The 25,216-nt window shown below is 70.5% G+C and carries 24 protein-coding genes; 13 read left to right on the top strand and 11 right to left on the bottom strand.

The window, feature by feature from the left end:
- Positions 1-118: transposase (locus tag CCN37_RS05910; protein WP_246842835.1), on the bottom strand; the 118-nt coding region annotated here is incomplete at its 3' end.
- A gap of 116 nt (positions 119-234) precedes the next feature.
- Between CCN37_RS05910 and CCN37_RS05905 the strand changes: the two genes are divergently transcribed.
- Positions 235-951, top strand: a complete 717-nt coding sequence (locus tag CCN37_RS05905; protein WP_086819633.1) for a hypothetical protein — start codon at positions 235-237, stop codon at positions 949-951.
- A gap of 12 nt (positions 952-963) precedes the next feature.
- Here the strand turns inward: CCN37_RS05905 and CCN37_RS05900 are convergent, their stop codons facing one another.
- Both CCN37_RS05900 and CCN37_RS05895 read right to left on the bottom strand, forming a co-directional pair.
- The gene (locus CCN37_RS05900; protein WP_168200533.1) at positions 964-1,536 is read right to left on the bottom strand and encodes a DUF3558 family protein; all 573 of its coding nucleotides are present in this window, start codon (positions 1,534-1,536) and stop codon (positions 964-966) included.
- A 14-nt stretch (positions 1,537-1,550) separates the two neighbouring features.
- Positions 1,551-2,477 carry a choline/ethanolamine kinase family protein gene (locus CCN37_RS05895; RefSeq protein WP_086819631.1) on the bottom strand — a complete coding sequence of 309 codons (927 nt, stop codon included), beginning with the start codon at positions 2,475-2,477 and terminating at the stop codon, positions 1,551-1,553.
- A gap of 97 nt (positions 2,478-2,574) precedes the next feature.
- Between CCN37_RS05895 and CCN37_RS05890 the strand changes: the two genes are divergently transcribed.
- Both CCN37_RS05890 and CCN37_RS42000 read left to right on the top strand, forming a co-directional pair.
- On the top strand, positions 2,575-5,037 hold the full coding sequence (locus tag CCN37_RS05890; protein WP_086819630.1) for an FAD-dependent oxidoreductase: 2,463 nt from the start codon (positions 2,575-2,577) through the stop codon (positions 5,035-5,037).
- Positions 5,038-5,120: 83 nt separating this feature from the next.
- On the top strand, positions 5,121-5,246 hold the full coding sequence (locus CCN37_RS42000; protein ID WP_256388018.1) for a hypothetical protein: 126 nt from the start codon (positions 5,121-5,123) through the stop codon (positions 5,244-5,246).
- Positions 5,247-5,252: 6 nt separating this feature from the next.
- Here the strand turns inward: CCN37_RS42000 and CCN37_RS05885 are convergent, their stop codons facing one another.
- Complete coding sequence (locus tag CCN37_RS05885; protein ID WP_086819643.1) at positions 5,253-6,083, bottom strand: helix-turn-helix transcriptional regulator; 831 nt, start codon at positions 6,081-6,083, stop codon at positions 5,253-5,255.
- Between the two features lie 111 nt (positions 6,084-6,194).
- Here CCN37_RS05885 and CCN37_RS05880 point away from each other — a divergent pair, with 111 nt between their 5' ends.
- Positions 6,195-7,577, top strand: a complete 1,383-nt coding sequence (locus CCN37_RS05880) for an MFS transporter (RefSeq protein ID WP_086819642.1) — start codon at positions 6,195-6,197, stop codon at positions 7,575-7,577.
- Here CCN37_RS05880 and lhgO read toward each other — a convergent pair.
- Positions 7,574-8,755: an L-2-hydroxyglutarate oxidase gene (gene lhgO / locus CCN37_RS05875; protein WP_086819629.1), complete on the bottom strand. Its 1,182-nt coding sequence runs from the start codon at positions 8,753-8,755 to the stop codon at positions 7,574-7,576. The two genes, CCN37_RS05880 and lhgO, sit on opposite strands and share 4 nt — an antisense overlap.
- A gap of 7 nt (positions 8,756-8,762) precedes the next feature.
- Entirely contained in the window at positions 8,763-9,518 is a 756-nt protein-coding gene (locus CCN37_RS05870; RefSeq protein WP_210407883.1) for a glycosyltransferase, read from the bottom strand.
- 166 nt (positions 9,519-9,684) lie between these two features.
- On the opposite strand from CCN37_RS05870, the gene CCN37_RS05865 reads away from it, so the two are divergent.
- A complete protein-coding gene (locus CCN37_RS05865) occupies positions 9,685-11,919 on the top strand; it encodes a hypothetical protein (RefSeq protein WP_086819628.1) in 2,235 nt (744 codons plus the stop codon).
- A 21-nt stretch (positions 11,920-11,940) separates the two neighbouring features.
- On the opposite strand, the gene CCN37_RS05860 is transcribed toward CCN37_RS05865, so the two are convergent.
- Entirely contained in the window at positions 11,941-12,657 is a 717-nt protein-coding gene (locus CCN37_RS05860) for an ABC transporter ATP-binding protein (protein ID WP_086819627.1), read from the bottom strand.
- Positions 12,658-12,751: 94 nt separating this feature from the next.
- Positions 12,752-13,660 carry a hypothetical protein gene (locus CCN37_RS05855; RefSeq protein ID WP_086819626.1) on the bottom strand — a complete coding sequence of 303 codons (909 nt, stop codon included), beginning with the start codon at positions 13,658-13,660 and terminating at the stop codon, positions 12,752-12,754.
- A 117-nt stretch (positions 13,661-13,777) separates the two neighbouring features.
- On the opposite strand from CCN37_RS05855, the gene CCN37_RS05850 reads away from it, so the two are divergent.
- Complete coding sequence (locus tag CCN37_RS05850; RefSeq protein ID WP_143261442.1) at positions 13,778-15,418, top strand: hypothetical protein; 1,641 nt, start codon at positions 13,778-13,780, stop codon at positions 15,416-15,418.
- On the opposite strand, the gene CCN37_RS05845 is transcribed toward CCN37_RS05850, so the two are convergent.
- The 3 genes from CCN37_RS05845 to CCN37_RS05835 form a co-directional block, all read right to left on the bottom strand.
- A complete protein-coding gene (locus CCN37_RS05845) occupies positions 15,397-15,792 on the bottom strand; it encodes a hypothetical protein (protein WP_086819624.1) in 396 nt (131 codons plus the stop codon). The two genes, CCN37_RS05850 and CCN37_RS05845, sit on opposite strands and share 22 nt — an antisense overlap.
- 198 nt (positions 15,793-15,990) lie before the next feature.
- On the bottom strand, positions 15,991-16,962 hold the full coding sequence (locus CCN37_RS05840; protein WP_086819623.1) for a Gfo/Idh/MocA family protein: 972 nt from the start codon (positions 16,960-16,962) through the stop codon (positions 15,991-15,993).
- The gene (locus CCN37_RS05835) at positions 16,959-18,056 is read right to left on the bottom strand and encodes a DegT/DnrJ/EryC1/StrS aminotransferase family protein (RefSeq protein WP_086819622.1); all 1,098 of its coding nucleotides are present in this window, start codon (positions 18,054-18,056) and stop codon (positions 16,959-16,961) included. Before CCN37_RS05835 ends, CCN37_RS05840 begins: the two co-directional genes overlap by 4 nt.
- Positions 18,057-18,242: 186 nt before the next feature.
- Between CCN37_RS05835 and CCN37_RS05830 the strand changes: the two genes are divergently transcribed.
- The 7 genes from CCN37_RS05830 (at position 18,243) to CCN37_RS05800 (ending at position 25,015) form a co-directional block, all read left to right on the top strand.
- Entirely contained in the window at positions 18,243-19,373 is a 1,131-nt protein-coding gene (locus tag CCN37_RS05830) for a hypothetical protein (RefSeq protein ID WP_086819621.1), read from the top strand.
- A 138-nt stretch (positions 19,374-19,511) separates the two neighbouring features.
- The gene (locus CCN37_RS05825) at positions 19,512-20,915 is read left to right on the top strand and encodes an AMP-binding protein (RefSeq protein ID WP_246842834.1); all 1,404 of its coding nucleotides are present in this window, start codon (positions 19,512-19,514) and stop codon (positions 20,913-20,915) included.
- A gap of 237 nt (positions 20,916-21,152) precedes the next feature.
- Positions 21,153-22,142, top strand: coding sequence for a lysylphosphatidylglycerol synthase domain-containing protein (locus CCN37_RS05820; protein ID WP_086819620.1), 990 nt, complete (start codon positions 21,153-21,155; stop codon positions 22,140-22,142).
- 75 nt (positions 22,143-22,217) lie between these two features.
- A complete protein-coding gene (locus tag CCN37_RS05815; protein WP_086819619.1) occupies positions 22,218-22,625 on the top strand; it encodes a hypothetical protein in 408 nt (135 codons plus the stop codon).
- Positions 22,618-23,208 (top strand): DUF3558 domain-containing protein, encoded by a 591-nt coding sequence (locus tag CCN37_RS05810; protein WP_143261441.1) that lies wholly within the window; start codon positions 22,618-22,620, stop codon positions 23,206-23,208. The genes CCN37_RS05815 and CCN37_RS05810 overlap by 8 nt, the downstream gene beginning before the upstream one ends.
- 26 nt (positions 23,209-23,234) lie before the next feature.
- Positions 23,235-24,290 carry a PPE domain-containing protein gene (locus CCN37_RS05805; protein WP_168200531.1) on the top strand — a complete coding sequence of 352 codons (1,056 nt, stop codon included), beginning with the start codon at positions 23,235-23,237 and terminating at the stop codon, positions 24,288-24,290.
- A 2-nt stretch (positions 24,291-24,292) separates the two neighbouring features.
- On the top strand, positions 24,293-25,015 hold the full coding sequence (locus tag CCN37_RS05800; RefSeq protein WP_086819616.1) for an ESX secretion-associated protein EspG: 723 nt from the start codon (positions 24,293-24,295) through the stop codon (positions 25,013-25,015).
- Positions 25,016-25,216 lie beyond the last annotated feature (201 nt).

Below are 25,216 nucleotides of genomic sequence, written 5' to 3'. Positions count from 1 at the left end.
ACAACATCCCGTTGATCACACGCCGGTCATCCACACGAGGACGCCCCGCCGCTCCCGAGACCGGCAACAACGGCTGCAACACCCGCCACTGCTCATCAGTCAGCTCATGCCTGCGCACCACGACACAAGATCAAACCACGTCAAACGAACCAACTTTGAGGACAGGCCCTAGCTCCGACGATTTCCGTTGCGGGACAACAGGTTTTCGCGCGACGCCTGGACACCAACGACATCGTGGTGCTGTCCGGGACGAGCTGGGTGAACCTCGGCAACCCCAACAGCGGCGGAGCTCGGGAGTTCGACGGCGGCGCTCCGGTCGCGGTCGCGGTCAACGGCCAGCTGTCGGTGTTCGTGCGCAACGGCGGGGGCGGCGTGAGCTTGCGGACCTCGCTGGACGGCCGGACCTGGCCAGCCGGTTGGGCCGACCTCGGCGGCTCCGACGTGCAGGACGGCATCGCGGTCGCGGCGGTTCGCGACGGCTGGGACCTGTTCGCGCCGACGCGGCAGGGCGTGCTGCACTGGTCCCGCCGGGGCTTCCGCGGTCCCGCGCGCCCAGATCCCGACTTCCGCGCTCCGGCGCCGAGCGGGCCGCTGACCGCCATCGGCGGCGACCAGCTCGCGCTGGCGTATCGCGTCGCGGACTCGGCGAACGTGGCCGTTGTGCGGCCTGGCAGTGCGCCTTCGCTGCTGCCCGCCCCCGGTGGGCTCGGCGCTCCGGGCTTGGCGTGGACCGGTGATCGCCTCGCGGTCTTCGTGCGCGACCGCAGCGCGGGCGTCTCCGTGTCGACGGGCGGCGCGTGGACACCGCTGCCCGGTCAGGTCGCGGAGAGCCCGGCGGTCTCGGTGCGCGACAACAAGATCACGCTGTTCGCGCTCGGCATGGACGGGCGCCTGCTGACCAGCGCGCAGAACGGCGCCGCCTTCCGCCCGTGGACCCCGCTCGGCGGCTAGCCGCTACGAGCCTCAGGAGTCGAGGCGCTGGACGATCTTCTCGGCGATCGCGTCGACGACCTTGCACGGGTCGACGTCCGGGAAGCGGCCGTTCACCAGCGAGACCCCGGCGACCTGGCCGTAGTCCAGGGTGAAGCGGGTGACGCAGCCCTTCACGCCCTTCTCGTCGACGTCCGGGGTCTGCACGCCGCGCCGGTTGCCGTAGACGACGGCCTTGTCCGCGGGGTTCTTCGGGTCCACCCGGATCTTGGTGATCGAGCCCCAGATGACCAGCGTCATGAACGCCTTGAACGGCACCAGCTCGTTGTTGTCGAAGGCGCAGCCGTCGGAGTAGACCTCGCTGGGCTCCTGCGGGTTCGGCGGGCGGTGCCTGGGCGCGACGTCCTCGACCGTGCGCACCTCGAGCGGGAAGTCCTTCCAGCTCACGATCTTGCACGGGTCGAAGGGCGCGGAACCGGGCAGCCGGGAGGTCGTGGTGGGCGGCGGTGTCGGTCCGGCCAGCGCCTCACCGCGCACCGGCTGGGCGCAACCGGCGGCGACGGTCGCGACGACGAGCAGGGCAGCGGTCAGGTGGGTACGCCTCACCCGGAGAGTGTCCATCACCCACGGCGGGCGAGGTCAAGCAACCGGCCCAGCTCGTTACCGGCCAGCGCCGCCCGCGCGCGCCCCCACTTCGCCGCCGCCTCGCCCCAGTAGTCGAAATCGCTGCCGGGCCTGGCCAGCAGGCCGTGGTGGATGCAGAACCACAGCGTCCAGGTGAAGTTCGACATGATCGAGAACAGCCGCACCCGCGCGAGCAGGCCGGGGCTGAACTCCTCGCCGAAGTACGACCGGGCCAGCAGTTCGGTCAGCTCCGAAGAGAGCTGGGACTCCGCGGCGATGTTGCCCAGCTCGAAGCCGGGGTCGTTCATCCCGCTCAGCTGGTAGTCGACGATGCGCACGCCGTCGCCGGTCTCGATGAAGTTCTCCGCCAGGAGGTCGTTGTGGCACGGCGCCTTCGGCAGCGGGTTCGCCGCGAGCGCCGCGCGGACGTCGTCGACGAGCGGCAGGTGCTCGCGGTAGTCCTCCGGCGTGGTCAGCCCGTGCTGCTCGCACAGCCCGAGCAGTTCGGCGAGCTTGGTGAAGATGTCCATGTCGTTGACGAACGGCCGCGTCCCGGCATGCAGCGCGCGCACGGCAGCGGCGATCTTCGGAATGCGCGCGGGCTCGCGCACGGCGTCCGCGCACAACGTGGTGCCGGCCAGGTACTCCAGCACCAGCGTCGGCGGCGCGTCCAGCACGTGCAGCACGGCGGGGCCGACGCCGGACTCCGCCGCGCGCACGGTGTTGGCGATCTCCTGCTCCAACGGCACTCCGAGCCCGGCGGTGGAGACGGCGGGGTCGAGCACGCGCACGACGAACTCGGTGCCGTCCACCCGGACCAGGCCGACCTGGTGGCTCAGCCCGCCGGTCAGCGGCAGCCGCTCAACGGATTTCCCCGCCCAGCCGGGCACCAGGTCGAGCACGTCGGAAACAGTCGCCGTCATCGCGCGTCCTCCCCAGCCGGGAACCGTCGAGTGTCTTGCGGGTGATCGTCTGCGTCAAGGCGTTCCCCCGCGCGCGGCTGGCCGGTACGAATGGGGTGTGGCCACGGACCGAAAGCTCCCCGCCCGCGCCCGCGTCGTCGTGATCGGCGGTGGTGTCGGCGGCACGAGCATCGCCTACCACCTCGCCGAACTGGGCGAACGCGATGTCGTGCTGCTCGACCGCGCCGAGCTGACCAGCGGCTCCACCTTCCACTCCGCCGGGCTGGTCGGCCAGCTGCGCGCGGACCCGACGCTGACCAGGATGAACACCTATTCGGCTGAGCTGTACGCGAAGCTGGAGGCGGGCGCGAACCCCGTCGGCTGGGTGCCCTGCGGCGGCATCAGGCTGGCCTGCACGCCGGAGCGCTTGCAGGAGACCCGGCGGCAGATCGGCTGGGCGCGGACCTTCGACCTGCCGCTGCGGGAGATCTCCGGAGCCGAGGCCGAAGAGCTGTTCCCGCTGATGAGCACCGAGGGCGTGCTCGGCGCCTCGTACCTGCCGACCGACGGCTACGTGGACCCCTCGCAGCTGACGTACTCGCTGGCAGCGGGCGCGCGGGCCGGAGGCGTGCGGATCTTCACCAAGACCCGTGTGCTCGGCATCGACCTGCGCGACGGGCGGGTGCACCGCGTGCGCACCGACTCCGGCGCGATCGAGGCGGAGATCGTGGTGAACTGCGGTGGCATGTTCGCCGCCGAGATCGGGCGGATGGCGGGCGTCCGCGTGCCGATCGTGCCGATGTCGCACCAGTACCTGGTCACCGATCCGGTGCGTGAGCGCGACGGCTCGCACCTGCCGACGCTGCGCGATCCGGACAACCTCGTGTACTGGCGCGAGGAGGTCGACGGGCTGCTGATGGGCGGCTACGAGCGCGATTCCCGGCCGTGGGCGCAGAGCGGGTCGGCGTTCGAGGCGATTCCCAGTGACTTCAACGGAAAACTGCTCTCCGAGGACTGGGACCGGTTCACCGAGATCGGCGCGAACGCCGAGGCGCGCGTGCCGGTGATGGGCACGATCGGTGTCCGCCGCATGATCAACGGGCCGGAGGCGTTCACCCCGGACAACGAGTTCTGCCTGGGAGAGACCGAGGTTGGCGGGTTCTTCGTCGCGGCCGGGTTCTGCGCGCACGGCATCGCGGGCGCGGGCGGCGTCGGCAAGGTGATGGCGGAGTGGATCGTCAGCGGCGACCCCGGCCTGGACGTCTCGCACATGGACATCCGGCGCTTCGGCAAGCACTACGGTTCGCCGAGCTACACCCGCAAGCGCGTGGTGGAGAACTACGAGACCTACTACGACATCCCGTACCCGCACCGCGAGCGCTCGGCGGGGCGGCCGTTGCGCGTGTCCCCCGCGTACTCCTGGCACGTCGAGCACGGCGCGAGCTTCGGCGAGAAGTCCGGCTGGGAACGGGTGAACCACTACGAGTCCAATGTGGACGGTGCCATCCCTTCTTGTGACAGCGCGTCGCTGCGCCCGCACGACTGGGCTGGCCGCAACTGGTCGCCCGCGATCGGGGCCGAGCACCTCGCCACCCGCGAGCGCGCCGGGCTGTTCGACGAGTCCTCGTTCTCGAAGATCTCGGTCAGCGGGCGCGGTGCGGCGGAGCTGCTGAACTGGTTGTGCGCCAACGATGTCGCCCGTGAGATCGGCGCGGTGACCTACACCCAGGCGTTGAACGCGCGCGGTGGCATCGAGTGCGACTTCACGGTCACCCGCCTCGCCGAGGACGAGTTCATGATCGTCACGGGCACGGCCTTCGGCTCGCACGACGTCGGCTGGCTGCGCAGGCACGCGGGCGCCGACGTCCGGATCGCCGACGTGACCGGGCAGTTCGCGTGCTTCGCGCTGTGGGGTCCGCGCGCCCGCGACATCCTCGCCCCGCTCACCCCCGCCGACCTGGGCAACGAGGCGTTCCCGTACCTGACCGCGCAGGAGACCACCGTCGGCGACGTGCCCGTGCGCGCGCTGCGCGTGACCTTCGTCGGCGAGCTCGGCTGGGAGCTGTACTGCTCGGCCGAGTACGGCGCCGCGCTCTGGCGCACGCTCTGGGCGGCAGGCGCGGAGCACGGACTGGTCGCGGGCGGTTACCGGGCGATCGACAGCCTGCGGCTGGAGAAGGGCTACCGGCTCTGGGGCTCCGACCTCTCCCCCGAGGTTCACCCGTACGAGGCCGGGCTCGGCTTCTGCGTGAAGCTCGACAAGCCGTTCCTCGGCCGCGAGGCCCTGCTCGCCGCTCGCGAGCGCGGGCTGACCAGGAAGCTCGCCTGCCTCGTGCTCGACGACCCGCGCCACGTGGTGCTCGGCAGCGAGCCCGTCCGCGTCGACGGCAAGGTGCTGACCAGGGTCACCTCCGGCGGCTACGGCTACTCCGTCGGCGCGTCCATCGCCTACGCGTACCTGCCCGTCGAGCTGGCCAAACCCGGCACGCGCGCTGAGGTCGAACTGTTCGGCACCTGGGTACCGGCCGTCGTGTCCAAGCAACCGCTGTTCGACGCTCGGGGAGAACGCGTTCGACAGTGAGCAACGGATTGGTACCTTCGGGTCTCGTGAGCACCCCCAATCGAGCGACCACCGCGCACACCCTCTGTCCAGGCTGCCTGGGCATGCGGGAGCGCAGCATCGGCCGCTGCGGCATCACCGAGGGCCGTCCGATCACCATCGACGAGATCCGCCCCTGCCGCTCCTGCGACGGCCGAGGCCGCTTCCCCGGCCTCGTCGCCCCCGTCTGAACCGCGTCAGGTGCGGGTGAGGGGGAGGCGGGTCCAGGTGATGGGGTCGGCGGGGGTGTAGACGCGGATGCGGAGGTCACCGGCGCCCTCGGCGACGAGTTCCTGGTTGACGAAGGTCAACTCGCCCGCGCGCCCGTGGCTGAAGCGCAGGTTGCTCGGGCTGGGCGCCATGACGTCGTGCCGGGCCCACAGCTCGCGGAACTCCTCGCTCAGCTCGGAGAGCCTGCGGATGTCCTCGTCCCACTCCGGGTCGTCGACGTGCCGCGCGTACTCCGCGCGCAGCCTTCCGATGAGATGGGGCACGACCTCGTCGTAGTTCGTGATGCGCTCGCGCGCGAGCGGTTCGGTGACGCAGCACCACAGCAGGTTCTTGTGCACGCACGGCAGGCTGTGCCAGCCGTTGAACAGCTCGTTGTGCGCGTCGTTGGCCTCGATCACGTCGAAGCGCGAGTTGAGCAGCACGGCGGGCACGGGGTCGAGCGTGCGCAGGACGATCAGCACGGACTCCGGGACCTCGGCGATCGGCGCGGCGAAGCGGACCGGCGTGGACTCGGCGAGGTCGTAGAGGTGCAGCCGCGCGGGCGCGTCGAGCAGCAGGGTGCGCGCGATGGCGTCGAGCACCTGGTAGCTGGCGTTGATCGGTCGTCCCTGCTCCAGCCACGTGTACCAGGTCAGGCCGACCCCGGCGAGCAGCGCGACCTCCTCGCGGCGCAGGCCGGCGGTCCGACGCCGCCCGCCCGGCTCCAGGCCGACGTCGGTGGGGTCGATCCGCGCGCGCCGTGCCTTGAGGAACTCGGCGAGCGCCGTGCGGCGGCGAGTGCCCGGGCGCTCCGTCATGGTCACAGGACGAGTGTGGCACCGGGGTACGACAGAACGAAGGTGGTAGTGGGACTACCAGCATCGGTGGGCTCTCGGTAGCGCGCGGATCGGGCGCGCACGGTGGTCGTCATGACCGTTCTCGACCCGTCCCCCGCTCCCACCGATCGCCGAAGTTGGTTACTGCTCGGCACCCTGTTGCTCGGCCAGTTCATGGCGCTGCTGGACGTCACGATCGTCAACGTCGCCCTGCCCAGCATCCGCGCCGACCTGGCCGCTTCCGGCAGCGAGCTCCAGCTCGTCGTCGCGGGCTACACGGTCAGCTACGCCACGTTGTTGATCACCGGAGCGCGGCTCGGCGCCCTGTTCGGCACGCGCAGGCTGTTCCGGACGGGAGTCCTGGTCTTCACCGCGACCTCGCTGCTGTGCGGCCTCGCCCCGACCGCGGCGACGCTGGTGATCGCGCGCTTCGCCCAGGGCGCGGGCGCGGCGCTGATGATGCCGCAGGTGATGAGCGTCATCCAGCTGCGCTTCGCCGGTGCCGCGCGGGCGAAGGCGCTGTCCGCGTACTCCGCGGTGATCGCCACGGGTGGCGTCGCGGGCATGCTCGTCGGCGGGGCGCTGATCGACGCCGACCTGTTCGGGCTGGGCTGGCGGCCGGTCTTCCTGATCAACGTGCCGATCGGCATCGCGGTGTTCACCCTGGTCAAGCGGATCGCTCCGGCCGACGCCCCGTCCGGCGCGCGCAGGCTGGACCTGGTCGGGCTCGCGCTTTCCCTGCCGGGAGTGCTGCTCGTCGTGACACCGCTGGTGCTCGGGCACGAGCAGGGCTGGCCGTGGTGGACGCTCCCCGCGGTGGCGGTGGGCGCACTGCTGCTGGCGATCTTCGTCCGCGTGCAGCGCCGGGTGCCGCACCCGCTGCTCAACCTCGACGTGCTGCGCGTTGCCGGGGTGCGCTCCGGTCTCGTGACCCTGGCGCTGGCGACGATGGCCTACGGCGCGTTCCTGTTCACCGCGGCGCTGCACCTCCAGGGCGGCCTCGGCTACAGCCCGTCGCGCGCCGCGCTGGCCTTCACCGCGTTCGGGCTGCCGTTCGGCCTGGCCAGCTTCTACTGGCAGCGGCTCCCCCAGCGGTGGCACCGCTGGTTGACCCCGGTGGGCCTGGCCATCGCCACGCCCGCCTGCCTGGTCGTCGCGACGAGCTTCGGTTCCGGTGACGGCGGGCTCGCGGCAGTCATCGCGTTCGCTGTCTGGGGCGCGGCGATCGGCGTCAGTTTCAGCCCGCTGCTGAGCAACGCGCTGCGCCACGTGCCCCCGGCCGAGGCCGCTGACGCGAGCGGGCTGCTGACGACCACCTTGCAGCTCGGCCAGGTCGTCGGCGTCGCCGCGTTCGGAGCCGTGTTCCTGGGACTTGCGCCCAGCTCCCACGCCATCTCGGTCACGCTCGCGCTGCTCTCCGGACTGCTCGTCCTCGGCACCGTCAGCGGCCTGGCGCTGTCCAGGGCAGTGCGCTAGCCGGCGGGGACGTGGTCGGCGACGTGGCGGGCGATCTCCAGTGCGCTGGTCGCGGCCGGGGACGGCGCGTTGAGCACGTGCACCTGGCGCGGCGCGGTCTCGATCAGGAAGTCGTCCACCAGGCTGCCGTCGGGGTTGACGGCCTGCGCGCGCACGCCGGACTCCGCGGGCACGAGGTCGTCGGCGGTGATCGCCGGGACCAGGCGCGCGAGGCTCGCGGCGAAGCGCTTGCGGGAGACCGAGCGCGCCACCTCGTCGAGGCCCGTGCGCACGTGCTTGCGCGCCATCCGCCAGAAGCCGGGGAAGGCGAGCGTGCCCGCGAGGTCGCGGGGCGTCACGTCACGGCGGCGGTAGCCCTCGCGGCGCAGCGCGAGCACGGCGTTGGGGCCGGCGTGCACCGAACCGTCGAGCATGCGGGTGAGGTGCACGCCGAGGAACGGGAACGCGGGGTCGGGGACCGGGTAGATCAGCCCGCGCACCAGGCCGCGGCGGTCGGCGCGCAGTTCGTAGTACTCACCGCGGAAGGGCACGATCCGCGCGGAGGGGCGCAATCCGGCCATCTTGGCGACGCGGTCGCTGTGCAGACCCGCGCAGTTGACGAGGTAGTCGGCCTTGATGTCGCCGTCCGTGGTCTCGACAACGACACCGTCCACAGTGGACGAAATCCCGCGAACCGTTGTGCCGGTGCGCAAATCCGCGTCCCGGGCGCGCACGCGCTTGACCAGCGCCGCGCACACCTCGCGGTAGTCGATCACCCCGGTGCTCTTCACGTGCAGCGCCGCCACGCAGAACGCCTCGGGCTCGATCTGCATCGCGTCGGCGGCGTCGAGGAAGTCGGCGGGCACGCCGTTGGCGGTGGCGCGCTCCTCCAGCACCCGCAGCCGGGGCAACTCCGACGGCGAGGTCGCCACGACGAGCTTGCCGCAGACGTCGACCTCGATCCCGTTGCGGCGCGCGAACTCCACCATGGAGGCGTTGCCGGCGACGCACATCTTCGCCTTGTGGCTACCGGGCTTGTAGTAGAGCCCGGCGTGGATCACGCCGCTGTTGCGCCCGGTCTGGTGGGTGGCCCAGTCGGATTCCTTCTCCAGCACCGTGACCGTGTGGCCGCGCACCGTCGCCAGCTCGTGCGCCACGGCGAGGCCGACGATGCCCCCACCGACTATCGCGACGTGCACGTGCGGCTCAGACCTTGGTTGTCGCGGACAGGCGCGCGCTCTTGCGGTGCCTGCGCCGCACGCTCATCAGGCCGACGCCCATGTACCAGACGTCGGCGAGCTTGATCCGCGTCCCGTGCTCGCCGTGCGAGGCGCGCAGCCGCACCGGCACCTCGACCGTGCGCACGCCCTGCCGCTCGGCGATGTAGATCAGCTCGGTGGTGAGCAGGAAACCCTTCTCCTCCAGCCGAACCGCGACCTCGCGGGCCCAGTCCCCGTTGAGCACGAAGGTGCCCTGCGGGTCGCGGGTGCGCATGCCCAGCACCAGGGTGCGCAGCACGAGGAAACCGTTGGTGGCCACCCAGCGGACCAGGCCGCGGCCGACCTGGGACTGCGGGTGCGCCTTGGAACCGACCACGACCGGGAAGCGGTTCAGGTCGACCTTGATCCCCGCGTCGTACTCGTCGAAGCCGAAGGGCAGGTCGTCGGCGGTGGTCACGACGACCTCGCCGCGCGAGGAGAGCAGGCCGAGCTTCAGCGCGTTGCCGAGGCCCTTCTCACTGCTGAGCGAGCGGAACTCCACACCGGGAACCGCCCAGTTCGCCGCGATGCGCGCGAGAACTTCAGGGGTCTCGTCGGTGGAACCGTTCTCCACCACCAGGATCTCGGCGTTGCCACCGCTGAATCTCTCACCGAGCTCGCGCACGGTCGCCTCGATGATGGCCGCGCAGTTGTGCGCGGGCACCACGTAGCTGAGTGAGATGGTGGTCCCTGAAGTCGGCACTGGAGCTCCCTGGCACGATATGGCCGCCGGAGGACGTGAAAGTCCGGCTACGGCGGCCCAGACCTTACACGCAGCGGCGGTGGGCCCTTCCGCAGCTGACCCGCGACGGGCCCGATGCCAGAACGACCAGCCGGTTGCGCGCGGCGCAGCCCCAGGAAGGACCCCCGTGACGGCGACGGAGACCCGCAGTGACGCGGACGCCCCTCCCCCCGCGCAGGCGCACCGCCACCAGCAGGCGGAGCGGCTGAGCAGCCTGCGCACCCCGCTGGTGGTGGCGGCCGTTGTCGGCCTGCTCGCGCTGTTCCCGCTGATCAAGAACCCGATCTTCTACTTCTGGGACGACTCGGCCGCGGCCTTCCTGCCGTACTGGCACGAGATCGGCAAGCAGCTGCTCTCCGGCGACTGGCCGGTGCTGCGACCGGACATGTGGATGGGCGGCAACCTCGCCGGTGAGGCCCAGATCAGCCTGTGGAACCCGGTCTCGCTGCTGAACTACGCGCTGGTCGCGATGCTGCCGGACCTGGCGCTCGCGGCGACCGTGGTCAAGGTCGAGTTCCTGATCGTGCTCGCGCTCGGCGTCTACTTCCTGGCGCGCGAGTACGGCGCGAAGGAGTTCGCCGCGGCGATCGTGGCGATCTCCCTGCCCGTTTCGGGTTACACGCTCTACGTCGACGCTTCGGCCTGGGTCGCAGGGTTGATCGGTTTCGCCTACCTGACGCACTTCTGGTGGTCGCTGCGCCGCTTCTCGCGCGGCCTGCTGAACCCGATCGTGCCGTTCGCCTTCGGCGCGCTGGCGATGACGACGGGCAACCCCTACGGCGCGCTCGGCGTGATCATCGTGCTGCTGGTGATCGGCGTGGAACGCTTGCTGATCAAGGACATCAAGCGGTTCTGGCAGATCGTCGTGCTGGGCGGTTCGGTCGGGATGACCGGTTTGGTGGCGTTCCTGCCGCTGCTGACCGGTGCCGCCGTCACCTGGCGCAAGCCCGCCGGCGTCTCCAACAGCGGCTTCATGGTCCCGGGGATCGGCGACCTGGCCACGATGTCCTCGCCGACCTACCAGCCGCGCGTGGAGATGTTCGACCCCACGTTCACCACGTTCCCGATGACCTACCTCGCGTGGTTCATCCTGCCGCTCGCGCCGTGGTTGTCCTGGCGCGCGATGCGGGCGGGGCTGCGCACGCGCTTCGGACTCTTCCTGTTCGGCACGATCTACCTGTTGATGGCGATCGCGCCGTCCGACCTGTGGCTGTTCCGCTGGCCCGCGCGGCTGACGCAGTACGTGTTCCTGCCGGTGCTCGTGCTGGTGGCCATCGCGCTGTCGGTGGGCTTGCGCACGAGCCAGTGGCGGCGCAGGGCGCTCGGCTCGGCCGCGATCATCTTCGTCGGCACCTACCAGGCGTGGGCGAACACCCCGCAGAACATCGAGTGGCACGCGCCCGCCTTCGTGCTGGTCTCGGCGGGCACGGCGGCGGCGGTGTGGGTGGTGATGAAGAACCGCGCGAAGCTGCTGCCCCCCGTGCTCGTCGCCGGGACCGCGCTGGTGCTGCTGTTGCAGGTGATGGTGATGCCGCAGAACGGCAACTTCACGCCGTGGTACTTCCCGACCAACGTGGCCGAGCTGAAGGAGCGCTTCGCCGACCGCTACACCGGGAACACGGTGCAGATCGCGGAGATCGGCCCCGCCATCGGGCGGCACGGCTACGCCCCGGACGGCGCGTGGCGCGACCTGCTGTTCGGCAACATGTACCACGTGGCCGGGGTGAAGGCGCAGAACAGCTACACCGGTATCGGCTTCACCTCCTTCGCCGACGAGCTGGACATGGAGTACCACGGCGGCACGCAACCCGAGGCCTACCAACGGTTGTGGCAGAAGGAGCAGGCCAACGGCGGCAAGACGCTCGCCGACCTGATGCGCCTGGAGACCGTCGTGGTCCTCAACGACTACGTCCCGGACTTCAACCCGGCGAAGCCGCCAGCGGGCTGGTCGCTCCAGCAGACCACGCACATCGTGAACGTGTTGCACCGCAACGCGAAGATCGAGTGGCCGGACGGGCGGCTGTCCTACGCCGCGCCCGGCGTCCGGGTCAGCGAGGACCGCTCGACCGGCTTCACCGGGGAGACCGTGAAGTACTCCGGCGGCGGCAAGGTGACCTTCGCGATGCTGGCCTGGCCGGGGTGGAAGGCCACCGTCGACGGCAAGCCCGTCGAGGTGAAGCAGGGGCCCGCCGGTCTGGTCCAGCTGGAGCTGCCGCAGGCCGCCAACGGCACCGTGGTGCTGAGCTACTTCCCGCCCGGCTGGAGCCTCGGCATCCCGCTGCTGGGCGTCGGCCTGCTCATGGGAGCCGGGTTCAGCGTGTTCCACGCCGTCCGCAAGCGCCGCGAGCGCGCCAGCGCATGACCTCTGCCCTGGCCCGGTCCGTCAGGCGACGGGCTGGGCCAGGTGGCGGGCGACCAGGTCTTCGAGGCTGAGCTGGTGGCGCCGCACGAGGTCGGCGGTGTCACCGGCAAGGCGGAGTTCGCCGCCGTCGAGCACGACGAGGTGGTCGCACAGCTGCTCCAGGTCGGTGACCGAGCGCGCGGACACCACGACGGTGCACCCGGTCTCGGCGTGGACCTCCAGCAGCGCGGAGATCGTTTCCTTGCGCGCCAACGGGTCCAGGCCGGTGATCGGCACGTCCAGGATGAGCAGCTCCGGCGTGGTGGCCAGCGCGACGGTGAGCGCGAGCTGGGCGCGCTGGCCGCAGGACAGGTCGCCGACCTTGCTGTCGAGGGAGATCCCGCGCTCGCGCAGCCGGTCCTCGGCGATGCTCTGCGTCCACCGGACGTTGAACAGCCGCGCGGCGGTGAGCAGGTCGGTCACCTTGAAGTTGCGGCAGAGCGCGTCCTCTTCGGCGATGTGCGCGACCCGCTCCAGCACGCTGGTGGGGCCGACCCGCTCGCCGAGCAGTTCCAGTTCTCCCTCGGTGGGGTGCAGCAGGCCGACCATCATGTTCATCAGGGTGGTCTTGCCAGCGCCCTCGGGGCCGACGACGCCGACCACCCGCCCGGCCGGAACCCGCAGGGTGCAGTCCCGAAGAGCCCACTTGTTGCCGTACCGCCTGCCGAGGTTCCTCGTGGCGATCGCTGTCTCGGTCATCGCGGGTATGCCTTCCGCGCCGGAGTCCGATTACTACGTGCGGTCACATAGAGTAGAACTGCACCCATTCGGCGTATAGACCGGGGTCAGGTTCTCAAATACCGGAGGGCCTGCCTGGGCGTGCTCCGGGCACGTACGGCAACAGGGCGCGCGTGTACCTGGTGATGCGGTCGGAGCCGTCCTGCCAGGTGGTGCCCTTGGGGAAGGTGGAGAACACCACCACGATGCTGCGGTCGTCCTTGCCGACGGTGCCGGTGGTGTGCAGCAGCGGACTGCTGAGGTCGACCACGTCCTCCTTGGCGGCGGGCACCGGCGGACCGGCCGCCGTCCGCGCGGCTCCGAGCGAGCAGTCCTGCCCGGGCGGCGGCGTGGCACCCCACGCGGACCAGCCCTGCTTCGCGCTCCACGGCTCGCCGAACGCGCGCGGAATTCCGAAGGATTGGTTCCACGCGTCCTCGCCGCACTTCTCCCACATGTGGATGTTGGTCATGATGAAGTCGCGGTACTTCACCGGAGCGTCGTCGAGAACGTGCCGGTAAACGCGCACGACATCGCGCGGGGTGAGCGAGGTGTAGCCCCACATTCCGGGCTTCTCCGGCGGATTCGTGCCCTTGAGGCCAATGCGCTCCACGATGCGCTCGACGATGTCGGTGTAGCCGCCGCGCACCCAGAAAACGCTCGCCGCGTAATCCCAGCTCCCGCGCAGCATCGCGCGCAGGTAGAGGATGTCGTTGCGCGCCTCGTCGGTCTTCGCCTTCTCCAGCACCAGCTCGGGATCGCGCTGGTACATGTGGTCGAGCGCGATGAGCAGCTTGACCACCGACGCCGAGCGGAACGGTTTGTCGGCGTCCCGCTCGACCGTGAACCGATCGCGCTGGCGGTCGTAAACGGCGACCGCCGCGGTCATGTCCGGCGTGGCGGAGGTGAACGGTTCGGCGAGGGCCGAGGGCGTGAAACCGGCGACGAGGGCGGCGGTGACAAGGAGAACAACGGGGCGGCGCACGTCGCGAAGATAGTGCAAACAGCACAAAAGAGCAGAATGCGGGCGACGCTTGCTTCGCATCCCGCCGAAGTCTGAATTCAAAGGCAACCGAAACGCCTCACCCGAGCTGTAAGGGGCATGGTTGTCTTCTCGGCCGCGCGGGCTCGGGCCGCGGCACTGCCCCTCTCCTGGCGACGGCCCGCCGTGCACACCACCTGGGTGCTGCTGCTCAGCGGCTGGGCGGTCGCGCGGATCGGCCGGTTCGGCTTCCACCCGACCGACCAGGGCTTCACGCTGGCGCTGAGCTGGCGGCTGCTGCACGGCGAGGTCCCGCACCGCGACGTGGTCTCGGCCCGGCCGCTGGCCTCGGCGCTGCTGCACACGCTGGACTTCGCGGTGCCGGGCCCGCTGTTCCTGGTCTCCGCGATGATCGCGATGGTGCAGCTGGTCGTCGCGACGATCGCGCTGGCGACGCTGGTCACCGGGCGCGCCGTGCTGAGCTGGGGTCCGCTGGGCACCGGACTGGTCGCGGCGGCGGCGCTGGTCAACCTGCACACGTTCCCGCTGATGGCCTGGCACACGATCGACGGCATCTTCCTGGTCGCCTGCGGCTGGTGGGCGCTGCGCTCGGGGTTGCGCACGGGCGCGGCGCTGCCGAGGTACGGCGGGCTGTTCCTGGTCGGCATGGCCGCGTTCACCAAGCAGAGCTTCGTCTTCGCCGCCGCGCTCACGGTGACCTACCTGCTCGCCCGGCACTCGCTGTCCTTTTTGGACATTTGGTGGACGGGTGCGTTCCCATTGGGCTACATCGGTTTCGTCTCGCTCGCCGGCGGGTTCACGCCGATGGTCGAGCAGCTCAGCGGAGCGACGGGCGCGTGGCCCCGGCGTGCGTTCACCGTCTGGGAGTCACCGGAGGCGATGACCACCATGCTCTGGCTGGCCTCCGCCGCGGTCGCACTGATCCTGTTGCGGCGCAAGGAAACCGTGACGATCCCGGCCGTGATCGCCTCGGCGGTCGCGCTGCTCGTCGTGCTGAAGGGCGACATGCTGCGCGCGGGTGACTGGGGCATGGTGCTGCTGTGGGCACTGCTCTTCGTCGTGGTGGCGCGCTGGATGATCGACGTACGGGCTCCGCGCGGGGCGGTCGCCGTGGTCGCGCTCGCGGCGATGTCCTCGCTGTCCTGGGGTTACGACTCACCGACACTGCTCGGCGGCACGCTCGCGCTGAGCGTGCTGTGGTTGCTCACGCCCGAGCTGCCCAGGTGCTCGCCGCGGCCGGTCGGCGGGGTCGCGGTGGCGGCCGTCGTCCTGCTGGGCACGTCGAAGCTGCTCGTCGACGCCCACGACGCCTCGCCCTACCGCGACCGCCCGCAACACGAACTGACCGCGAGCCTCGGCCTGATCGCCCCCGCGCTGAACGGGCTGCGGACCACTCCGGAGATGTACAGCTACGTCGCGCAGATCGAGGAGTGCGTGCGGGAGCACCCCGCCCGACGCGTCGCGGTGTTGCCGGACAACGCCTTCGCCTACCCGGCCCTCGGGCTGCGCAACCCGTTCCCACTGGACTGGCCGCTACCGCTGGAGCTCGTCGGTGACGCCAGGGAGCGCATGCTCGCCACGGTGCCGAAGCTGAACGCCGATGGCGACTACCTCGTGCTGTTCCAGGAGGTCGGCCACACCGATCTGGAGGGGAGGATCAGCGCCGGGCTGACCGGGCGGCGGATCACCTGCGGTCAGTTCACCGGGGTGTGGGCGCGTCAGCCCTTGGCGACGCAGTAGGCGTCGGCGGAGATGGGCTTCGCGAGGTGGGTCACAGTTCCGGTCGCACCGTAGGATTCAACGAACTTGTGGCTGCCGAGGCCCTTGTAGAACTTCAGCTGGTGCTTCTTGGAGACCCAGACGTCGACGACCTTCGCGGTGTTGCCGAACTCGTTCACCGCGCAGGCGGGGGCTTCCTTGACGGCGCACTTCCAGCCGCGCATGTGCTTGCCGTTCTCGGTCCACTCCATGTTGAACGCGGCCTGCGGGTCCCCCACCAGTGCCGCGAACTGCGCACATGCTGGGGGCATGCCCGCGGGCGCCGCGGCGGCGGTCCCGCTGAACCCGGTGACCAGGGCGGCGACGACAACGGGCAACAGAATTGAGCTGCGCATGTTTTCCTCACAGGAACCGGCGATAACGGGGGACCCAGAGGACATTACTCAGATAAGAGGCCGTGGCAATTGTCAAGAAAACGTCAATAGAACCGTTGACTTGACCGGATCTTGAGGGAAATGTGAATTCGAGAATAACTCGCAAAAACGAACGCGGCGACGAGAACGAGTCTCGCCGCCGCGTTCGCGCTGGTCGGACTAGACGGCGGCGACCGCCGTCGCCGACACGGTCGCCTCGTGCACGGCGCGGTGCGCGGGCAGGATCGCCTTGCGCTCCGCGTCGACCCCGGCGCCGGTGTCGAGCAGGTTGAGGAAGTGGTCCAGCTGCGCGGCCAGCGGCTCCGCGCTGTGCTGGATGGACGGGATCTCGATGACCGTCTGCTGGCGGTAGCCGACGCCGTCCGAGGCGGGCGAGTCGGCGACGTGCCGGTAGATGGTGATGCCCTTGCGCAGCAGGTCGATCTCGATCAGCCGGTGCAGCTCCATCACCGAGATCTCGCGGATCTTGCGCTGGCTGATCCGGCTGGCCGAGATGGTGGCCAGCGCGCCGTTGGCGAAGGACATCGTGGCGTCGGCGCTGTCCTCGGACCGGTTGGCCTTGGACTGGCCGTGGAAGTAGCCGAAGGAGCCCTTCACCGAGTCCGGCTCCTGGCCGGTGAAGCCGATCGCCAGGTCCACGTCGTGGATCAGCAGGTCGGTCGCGACACCGGTCTTGATCCGCGAGACGAACGGCGAGTGCCTGGTCGCGTTGACCTGCACGACCTCACCGATGAACTGCTTGGCGGTGAGCACGGCCGGGTTGAACCGCTCCAGGAACCCGCACAGCAGCGGCAGACCGCGCTGCTCGGACTCCGCGACCAGTTCGGCCGACTGCTCGTAGGTGGCCGCGAGCGGCTTCTCCACCAGCAGCGGCTTGCCCAGCTCCAGCACCCGCTTGGCGAGCGCGTAGTGCGCCTCGGTCGCCGCCGCGATCACCACTGCGTCCACAGTGGACAGATCGTCGAAGTCCGGGGCCCACGCGACGCCGTGCTTGTCGGCGAGCAGGCGGCCGGACTCCTGGCGCGGCTCGATCAGCTGCACGAGGTCGGCGCGGGCGGACTGGGCGAGCACGCGGGCGTGCAGCGAGCCCATCTGGCCGCCGCCGATGAGGGCGATCCTGGGGTTGCTCATGCTCCGAGCACCTCCCGCACCGTGGCGACGACCTTGTCGACGTCGGCCTCGGAGAGCTTGGGGTGCACCGGCAGCGACAGCGCCTGCTGGGCGACGCGCTCGGTCACCGGCACGTCGGAGGCGATCACGCCGGGGTGGTCGCGGTAGCAGTCGTAGTCGAAGACGACCTTCGGGTAGTAGATGCCGTTGCCGACACCCTTCTCGGTCAGCTTCGCGGACAGCTCGTCGCGGTCCACGGCCGCGTCCGGGCCGACCAGCACGGTGTACTGGTGCCAGACGTGGGTGCGGTCGGCCAGCACCTGCGGCAGCCGCAGGCCGGGCACGTCGGCGAGGCCCTTGGACAGCGCCTCGGCGTTGCGCTGGCGCTGCTCGGTGACCGAGGCCAGCTTCTCCAGCTGCGGGATGCCGACGGCCGCGTGCAGGTCGGTCAGCCGGTAGTTGTGACCGGCGACCTCGTACTGGTAGCGGGCCCGCATGCCCTGGTTGCGCAGCACGCGCAGCCGGTCGGCGAGCACGTCGTCGTCGGTGGTGATCACGCCGCCCTCGGCGGTGGTGATGTTCTTCGTCGCGTAGAGCGAGAAGCAGCCGAGCCCGTAGCTACCGGCCTTGTTCCCGGCGAAGCTCGCGCCAACGGCCTGCGCGGCGTCCTCGACCAGCGCGAGGCCGTTGCTCTCGGCCAGCGGGGCGAGGCGGCTCATGTCGGCCATCTGGCCGTACAGGTGCACCGGCATCAGGACCTTGGTCCTCGGCCCGATCGCGGCGGCGACCGCGTCCGGGTCCACGCAGAAGTCGTCCTCGGAGATGTCGGCGAAGCGCGCGGTCGCGCCCGCCTCCAGGATCGCGTTCAGCGTGGCGACGAAGGTGAACGGTGAGGTGACGACCTCGTCACCCGGCTTCAGGTCCAGGACCTGGATCGAGGCGACCAACGCTGTGGTGCCGCTGTTCACGGCGATCGCGTGGCGCACGCCAGCGACCTCGGCAAAAGCATCCTCGAACCGCTTGACCATCGGGCCCTGGGCGATGACGCCCGAACGCAGGACCTCCATGACCAGCGGTTCCGCGTCGGCGACGTCGACGACGGTGATGGGGATCATTCACTCGTCTTTCGGCTCGGCAGGACCAACATGGCAGTCGGCCACGTTACCCATGTATCCCCCGTCACCCCGGGGCTGGTCCGCTCCCGCGTCACGAGGGCCGTCGTCCCCCGTCCGAGGGGATATGGCGCACGACACGCTGCCGGGAGGAGAACGTTGCGGGCCCCTCGAGCGAATACACAGGTGATGGAGCCTTCACGTTCGCCAGAGGCGGGCACGGCGACGCGACTGTGGCAGCAGGAGCGGACCCCGCAGCTGAACGCGGTGCTGACCGATGTCATCAGCACCGACGTCACCGGCGTTTCGGGTGTGCCCGAGGTGTGGGCACTGGGCTTCCTCGTCACCAGAACGGGCCACATGACCAAGGCGCTGCGCCGGGACGGCGCGGTCTGGCGGGAGGCCCCGGTTCCGGACATCGGCAGGATCACCGCCGCGACCGCCGCCGGTGCCGAGCTGTGGGCGGCGGGTGACAACGGCGGGATGCTGCACCACTACGGCACCGGCTGGCGACGGGCGGACACCCCGTTCCCCGAGGACTCGCACGGCTCCTACCTGGGCATGACGGAGTTCGGCCCGGACGACGTGTGGGCGGTCGGCGACCTCTGCCGCCGCTCCGACAGCCACCGGCGCGGCATCGTCCAGCGCTGGGACGGCCGGGGGTGGAGCGAGCTGGCGCTGCCCGACATCGGCGAGCACTGGGGCCTGTCCGGGATCTCGGGCACCTCGGCCACCAACGTCTGGGCGGTGGGCTGGGCCTTCGAGAACGAGGTGGAGACCGCCGTCGTCCTGCACTTCGACGGCGACTACTGGCAGCGCTTCGACACCCCGGTCGAGCCCGGTCTGGAGCACAGCCTCCAGGACGTGGCGATGCTCCCGGACAGCGGCGACGCGGTCGCGGTCGGCTACCGCACCGACGAGGCCGGGGTGCGCTTCCCGCTGACCATGGCCTGGTCCGGCTCCGGCTGGCGGCTCACCCCGTCGCCGAGCGCGGAGGGCCAGCTCAACGCGGTCGACGGGCGCATATCGGTCGGCTTCGCCGAGGGCGACGACGCCTACGCGGCGCACCTGGGCACCGGCGCGTGGCACCGGCTGCGCACCCCCCGCCCGCTCGGTCCGCGCGGCAGGCTGACGCTGAACGGGGTGCTGGCCCTGCCCGACGGCGGAGCGCTCGCGGTCGGTGTGGAGCGGCTGCCGCTGCCCGCCTCGGAGACCCTGCGGCCGCTCGTGCTGCACTGTTCACCGAGCGCGTTGCGCGAGCTCGGCTTCGGCGGTTCGTGGCCGTGGTCGGAGGGGCATCGCAGCGTGACCGGCGAATAGCACACGAGCTTCACCCAGGTGTCCCAATCGCCCGTTTTCCCGCCGATCGGAGCAGGACCGGCTGAGTTTCACCGCGCGACGGCCGGTAGCCTCCATGGGCCCGACCGCCCGCACACCCGCACGGGACGAGCGAAAACTGTGACTGATCCCAGCAGCCAGCTGGTCGCTGACGGCGCGCGCCTCGTCGACGCGCCGTCCGGCACCGTGCTGGGCGGGGCGGAGCTGCGGGCGAGGATCACGGCGGTCGCCAGGGAGCTGGTTGAGCTGCCGGTGGGCGCGGTCCTCGCGCTGACCGCGGTCGACCTCCCGAGCACCCTGCGCTACCTGGGCACTTTCCAGGCGGAACGCGCGGTGGCGGTGCTCGGCCCCGACCTCGACCCGGAACCGCTGAACGATCTCGTTGAACGTTTTCAGCCCGCTGCCGTGCTCGGCGTCGACCCGGCGTTCGCGGTCCCCGACGGCTACGCGGTCGCGGACCTGACCGGCCCGGCGTGGGTGCGGACCAGCGGCGACGGCGTCGAGCCGCACCCCGACCTCGCCGTGCTGCTGTCCACCAGCGGCTCGACCGGCAACCCCAAGCTCGTCCGCCTCTCCCGCGAGGCCGTGCTGTCCAACGCCAGGGCCATCGCCCAGGCGCTGCGGCTGGACTCCCGCGAGGTCGCGCCGACCAGCCTGCCGCTGCACTACGCCTACGGCCTCTCCGTGCTCAACAGCCACCTGGTCGTCGGCGCGGCCGTGCTCATCGAGCCGAACGGCGTGACCGCCCCGTCGTTCTGGCGCGCCGTCCACGAGCACCGCGCGACCTCGCTCGCCGGTGTGCCCTACCACTACGAACTGCTGCACCAGGGCGGTTTCGACCCGGCGGAGCACCCCGCGCTGCGCACGCTGACCCAGGCGGGCGGGCGGCTGCGGACCGACCGGCTGACCGACTTCGCCGGGCGGATCGCGGCGGTCGGCGGCCGGATGTACGTGATGTACGGCCAGACCGAAGCGACGACGCGGATGGCCGTGCTCCCTGCGGAGCGGCTGGCGGCGAAGATCGGCTCCGTCGGCCAGGCGCTGCCCGGCGCGGAGTTCTCGATCCGGCAGCTGCCCGGTGAGCCCGCGCAGGCCCAGGGCGAGGTGGTCTACCGGGGCCCGAACGTGATGATGGGCTACGCGGAGAACGCCGCTGAGCTGGCCCGGCCGGACGAGCTGCGCGGCGAACTCGCCACCGGCGACCTCGGCTACCTCGACGACGAGGGCTTCCTGTTCATCACCGGGCGGCTCAGCCGCATCGGCAAGGTCTTCGGCAACCGGGTCAACCTCGACGACCTGGAGCAGCTGCTGCGCGGGCACGGCCCCGCCGCCGCGCTGCCGGGCGATGCGGACCGCGTGGTGATCTGGTTGGAGGGCGCCGACGACGAGTCGTGCGCCGCAGCCGCGAAGGAGCTGGCCGAGCGCCTGCACCTGCACGTGTCGGGCTTCCTGGTGCGCCGGGTGGACCGACTGCCGCTGCTGCCGAGCGGCAAGGTCGACTACCGAGCGCTGGAGGAGCGATGACCGCCCGGCGGCGTTACCCCAACGAGGTGAATCGAGACGCTTGTGCGCGCGCTGGGCAACCGGTCGCGCGGCACGGCGTCCTTCAGGTGGTGAGCACTGTGCCCGGGTCCCTCCCGTGGCGTGCTGCCCTCTCCACAGCGGTCGCCGGTTCCGGCGCCGGACTTCCCACCAGGGTTGACGGGTAGCCGCCGCATGCCTTTCCGATCGAAGAGAGCCAACGGGAGCAACGGAGGTCCCATGACCGTGCAGGACGAGGCCGCGCCGGCCGCATCGGCAGCGCCCGCCCCGCAGCCGGCCCCGACGGGCAAAGCCGTGCTGATGACCTGGCTGCGCAGGGCCCTGCTGGTCCTGGTGCTGGCCGCCGCCGCGTGGGCGCTGTACTCGCACTGGGGCGGCGTGTCCAAGACCCTGGTCACGGTGCCGTGGCACTCCACCGTGCTCAGCCAGCTCGCCGTCGTGCTCGGCATCGCCTGCGGCACCCTCGGCTGGCAGACCATCGTCGACGGCCTCGGCAAGCCGATCGGCGCCTTCCGCGGCGCGCAGATCATGCTCGTCGGCTCGCTCGGCAAGTACGTCCCCGGCTCCGTGTGGGCCTACCTGCTCCAGATGGAGCTCGGCCGCCAGGCCGGACTCCCCCGCGCCCGGGTGTTCACCGCCACCCTGATCAACCTCGGTGTCGGCGTGGTGGCCTCGCTGCTGCTCGGCGTGCTCGCGCTGCCGGTGATGCTCAGCTCCACGCCCGGCCTGATGTGGCTCTACCTCGCGCTGCCGGTCGGCCTCATCGCGCTGCACCCGAAGGTGCTGACGTGGGGCGCCTCCTTCGTGCTGAAGGCGCTCAAGAAGGCCCCGCTCGACCACGTCCTCCCGTGGAGCACCGTCGGCCGCTCGCTGGGCTACGCGCTGCTGTCCTACGTGCTCTTCGGCGTGCACCTGTGGCTGCTGTCGATCAGCTCCGGCCCGGTCAGCGTGCGCGTGCTGCTGCTCTGCGCTGGCGCGGTCGCCATCGGCATGACCGTCGGCCTGATCGCGTTCATCCTGCCCTCCGGCGCCGGTGTCCGTGAGCTGGTCCTCGTCTCCGCGCTCAGCACCACGATGCCCGTCGAGCAGGCGCTCGCCTTCACCCTCGTGTCCCGGCTGATGTTCACCGTCGCCGACATCGCGATGGCCGGTGCCGCGGCCGGACTCGCGCGCTGGAAGATGCCCAAGGCGAAATTGGCGGATGCCTAAAACGCTTTAGCCCCAACGGTTACAGGGCCCGCGAACGCTTGTTCGCGGGCCCTTCGCCTTTGTTAACGTCGGTCCATGACGGACATCGGGGGGATATCCGGAGATCCGCGCTGGCAGACCGCGTGGACGGACCTGCCAACGCGCGAGGACGTTTCCCAGCCGGGCGCCCTGCGCATCGACCGCGACAAGATCCCGCAGGCGATCGCCCTGTTCAGCGGGATCAAGGAGCGCATCGGCAAGCTCTCCGCGGAAGCGGAGCACGCACTGCGGATCGACCCCATGGCCGAGGACCGAGTCAGCGAGTACATCGCCGAAGTGCTCACCGCCAAGGGGCTGACCGAACCGGAATGCGCCCTCAGCGCCATCACCGCCTTCCGCGACCAGCTGCAAGGCATCATCGACCGGCTCGAGGACACGCAGCGCCTCATCACCGCGACCGAGGAAGCGAACCGCCAGGGGTTCCGGGGTGGTCCCCGTGGCTGACCGCCGCACGGCCTGGCTCGCTCTCGCGCTGCTCGCGATGCCCCTCACCGGCTGCGTCAACGTCGTGGGCGCTGAAACGGTCACCACCACCACGACGTCAACCACTCCGCAGGTCCAGCGGCCACGCGTCCTCGACATGGCCGGTGTCGATCCCTGCGTGCTCCTCTCCCGTGAACAACAGGCCGCGTTCGGCATCGACTCCTCGCCCGGCCCGGACGACAGCGCCGTCTTCGAGGCCAAGGCGTGCTACTTCTGGAACCACAAGGGGTTCGAGAGCGTCAGCTTCATCCCCGTGCCGCACATGGGCGTCGACCGGTTCTCGGCGGGCAGGGTCAAGGCCGACGTCCGCGATCTCGACGTCAGCGGTTTCCCGGCCAAGGAGAACATCGTCCGGGTCCAGCTCCCCAACTACCCACCGTCGTGCGACGTCGTCGTCGACGTCGCCCCCGGCCAGGTGCTGAACGTTCACTACGCGGAGCTCTCGCGGGGCGGAAAGCCGCCGCAGCTGAGCCGGGAGTACATCTGCCGTCGCGCGCACGCGGCGGCCGAGGCGGCGATCAGCACGCTCATGACCACGAGGTGACGAGTCCGGGGGATGAGATGGGCGACGTGACGGGCATCAACTGGCTGGCGGTTCCGCACGAAGAGCTCCACCGGCAGATCCGGTCGGGGCGGGGAGTGGCGTCGGCGCGGTCAGCGGAAGCCTTCTACCGCAACCTCCGCAAGCAGTACGAGGACGCGGTGTTCGACCTGGCGGAGGGGTTGAAGTCGCTCGGGGCGGCGTGGGACGGGCTCGCGGCGGGCCGGGCGCGGAGCAGCATCGGGCGGTTCGGGCCGTGGGCGGAGCTGGCCGGGACGAACGCGTCGAGCTGCACGAACTCCACGGTCATGCAGTCCTGGCACTACACGCAGGCGCGGGACCGGATGCCGGAACCGCGAGCCGTCACGGCGATGCCGGACAACGGCGTGATCCAGGGGATCGCGAACTTCTTCGGCATCACCACCGATCGGCAGCTCCAGGAGAAGGCCGCGCACGAAGCGCACCTGCGAGCCGCTGAGGTGATGCGGTCCTACGCGCAGAACTCGACGCAGACGGGGACCAGCTTCCCGGCGTTCGCCCCGCCACCCCAGGTCAGTCTCACCGTGCCCGGTGCTCCTTCGCCCGCGCCCCGCCCACCGATCAGTGGCCCCCGCGGTGGGCAGCTCGGCACCGCTACTGCTTCGGAGCAGCACGGAGTCGTTGAGCAGCAAGGATTTCAGCCGACCTCGACCGATTCGACCGCGCAGCCCCCGCCGACCCATCGCGACGGCGGCGGTCACGCACCCGTCACCACTGGCGGCGTCGCGGGCTGGAGTTCGGGTGGCACCAGCGGCTTCGCGCGAGGCGGTCAGGCGAACATCAGTCAGGCGAACAACAGTCAGCAAGGCGGCAACCGGCTCGGCGGTGGGACGGGCAAGACCGGCCCGGCAGCGCCGACGCCCACCGCCGCGCAGGCGGGGCGGGGTGCGACGGGAAAGCCGGGACAGCAGAGCTTCATGCAGCCCGCTCTTGGCTCAACGCAACAACAGCAGGAAGAAGAGGCCGAGCACGCCAGGAAGTACTCCGTGACCGACGACCTGGTCGGTGATCTGCCCCAGGTCGCTCCGCCGGTCATCGGCGAGTAGCCGTGTTCACGCTCTCACCGTCCGCGTACCAGGTGTTGTGGGAACAGCTCGCGCTGCCGCCGATGCCCATCGAGCTCATGGTGACACCGCGCGGTTTCGAGGAGGACGAGCGGCGGGCAGAGATCGCGAAAGCGCTGGAAGAGCTGCGGGACAAAGGTTCTGGCGAAGGGCTGGCCGACGCGCTGCGCCTGCTGGCGAATCCTGAGTCCACTGTGGATGGACGAGTGTGGGTCGACCGGAGCGTGCGGGCGCTCGCCGCGCGGGCGAGGGGGCGCGCGGTGCTGGGCGTGCTCACCGAGGACTTCTTCTCCGTGCGGTGGATCAGGCCCGGCGACCTCGCGCGCGCCGCGGTCTCCGTGCTGCCGCCGCTCGCGGCCGGTTCGGGCAAGGTCGTGAACGTGCCCAGCGACGTGCTCGGCGCGGCGGCCCGCGGCGCCGGCGCGTCGGAGTGGGCGTTGGTGGACGCGCTCTGCGCCGCCGGAGTGCCGAGCGGTGACGCGCGGCGGCTGGGGAACATGATCCGGGGACGCCGCAACGGCGCCCAGTTCGGCGTGACGGTCGCGTCGAACAGGGGCGACCGGGTCGTGGCCTGCTTCGACACCCCCGCCGGGCGCTACCTGATCGAGGAGCTTCGGGGGTGGACGACGGTCGTTCCCGCCGACGCTCCCCGGATCAGCGAGCGGGTCGAGCAGGTGCTGCTCAGCCGATCTCGCCGAGGAGCGTAACCGGAGCACTCCTTTTGACATGAGAAGTACTTCAAGGAAAGCGTCTACCGACAAGGACATCTTTCCCAAATTACGCGCGAACCCCCGTGGTATCGAACCGAAAACAGATCGACTAGGCGTCCCCATAGATCTTCTACTGCACTGACACGCCAGCTGCACGAGGCTTGTCATAGAACAACATCAGACGACCTAGAGTAACCA

Source organism: Allokutzneria sp. NRRL B-24872 (assembly GCF_002155965.1).
Classification (GTDB): domain Bacteria; phylum Actinomycetota; class Actinomycetes; order Mycobacteriales; family Pseudonocardiaceae; genus Allokutzneria.
This window is presented reverse-complemented; position numbering and strand designations above follow the sequence as displayed.

Bases quoted from the DNA above. Each gene is read 5' to 3' on its own strand.
- CCN37_RS05895 (WP_086819631.1), bottom strand. From the start codon at position 2,477: ATGACGGCGACTGTTTCCGACGTGCTCGACCTGGTGCCCGGCTGGGCG.
- CCN37_RS42000 (WP_256388018.1), top strand. From the start codon at position 5,121: ATGCGGGAGCGCAGCATCGGCCGCTGCGGCATCACCGAGGGCCGTCCG.
- CCN37_RS05885 (WP_086819643.1), bottom strand. From the start codon at position 6,083: ATGACGGAGCGCCCGGGCACTCGCCGCCGCACGGCGCTCGCCGAGTTC.
- CCN37_RS05880 (WP_086819642.1), top strand. From the start codon at position 6,195: ATGACCGTTCTCGACCCGTCCCCCGCTCCCACCGATCGCCGAAGTTGG.
- CCN37_RS05860 (WP_086819627.1), bottom strand. From the start codon at position 12,657: ATGACCGAGACAGCGATCGCCACGAGGAACCTCGGCAGGCGGTACGGC.
- CCN37_RS05850 (WP_143261442.1), top strand. From the start codon at position 13,778: ATGGTTGTCTTCTCGGCCGCGCGGGCTCGGGCCGCGGCACTGCCCCTC.
- CCN37_RS05845 (WP_086819624.1), bottom strand. From the start codon at position 15,792: ATGCGCAGCTCAATTCTGTTGCCCGTTGTCGTCGCCGCCCTGGTCACC.
- CCN37_RS05840 (WP_086819623.1), bottom strand. From the start codon at position 16,962: ATGAGCAACCCCAGGATCGCCCTCATCGGCGGCGGCCAGATGGGCTCG.
- CCN37_RS05835 (WP_086819622.1), bottom strand. From the start codon at position 18,056: ATGATCCCCATCACCGTCGTCGACGTCGCCGACGCGGAACCGCTGGTC.
- CCN37_RS05830 (WP_086819621.1), top strand. From the start codon at position 18,243: ATGGAGCCTTCACGTTCGCCAGAGGCGGGCACGGCGACGCGACTGTGG.
- CCN37_RS05820 (WP_086819620.1), top strand. From the start codon at position 21,153: ATGACCGTGCAGGACGAGGCCGCGCCGGCCGCATCGGCAGCGCCCGCC.
- CCN37_RS05815 (WP_086819619.1), top strand. From the start codon at position 22,218: ATGACGGACATCGGGGGGATATCCGGAGATCCGCGCTGGCAGACCGCG.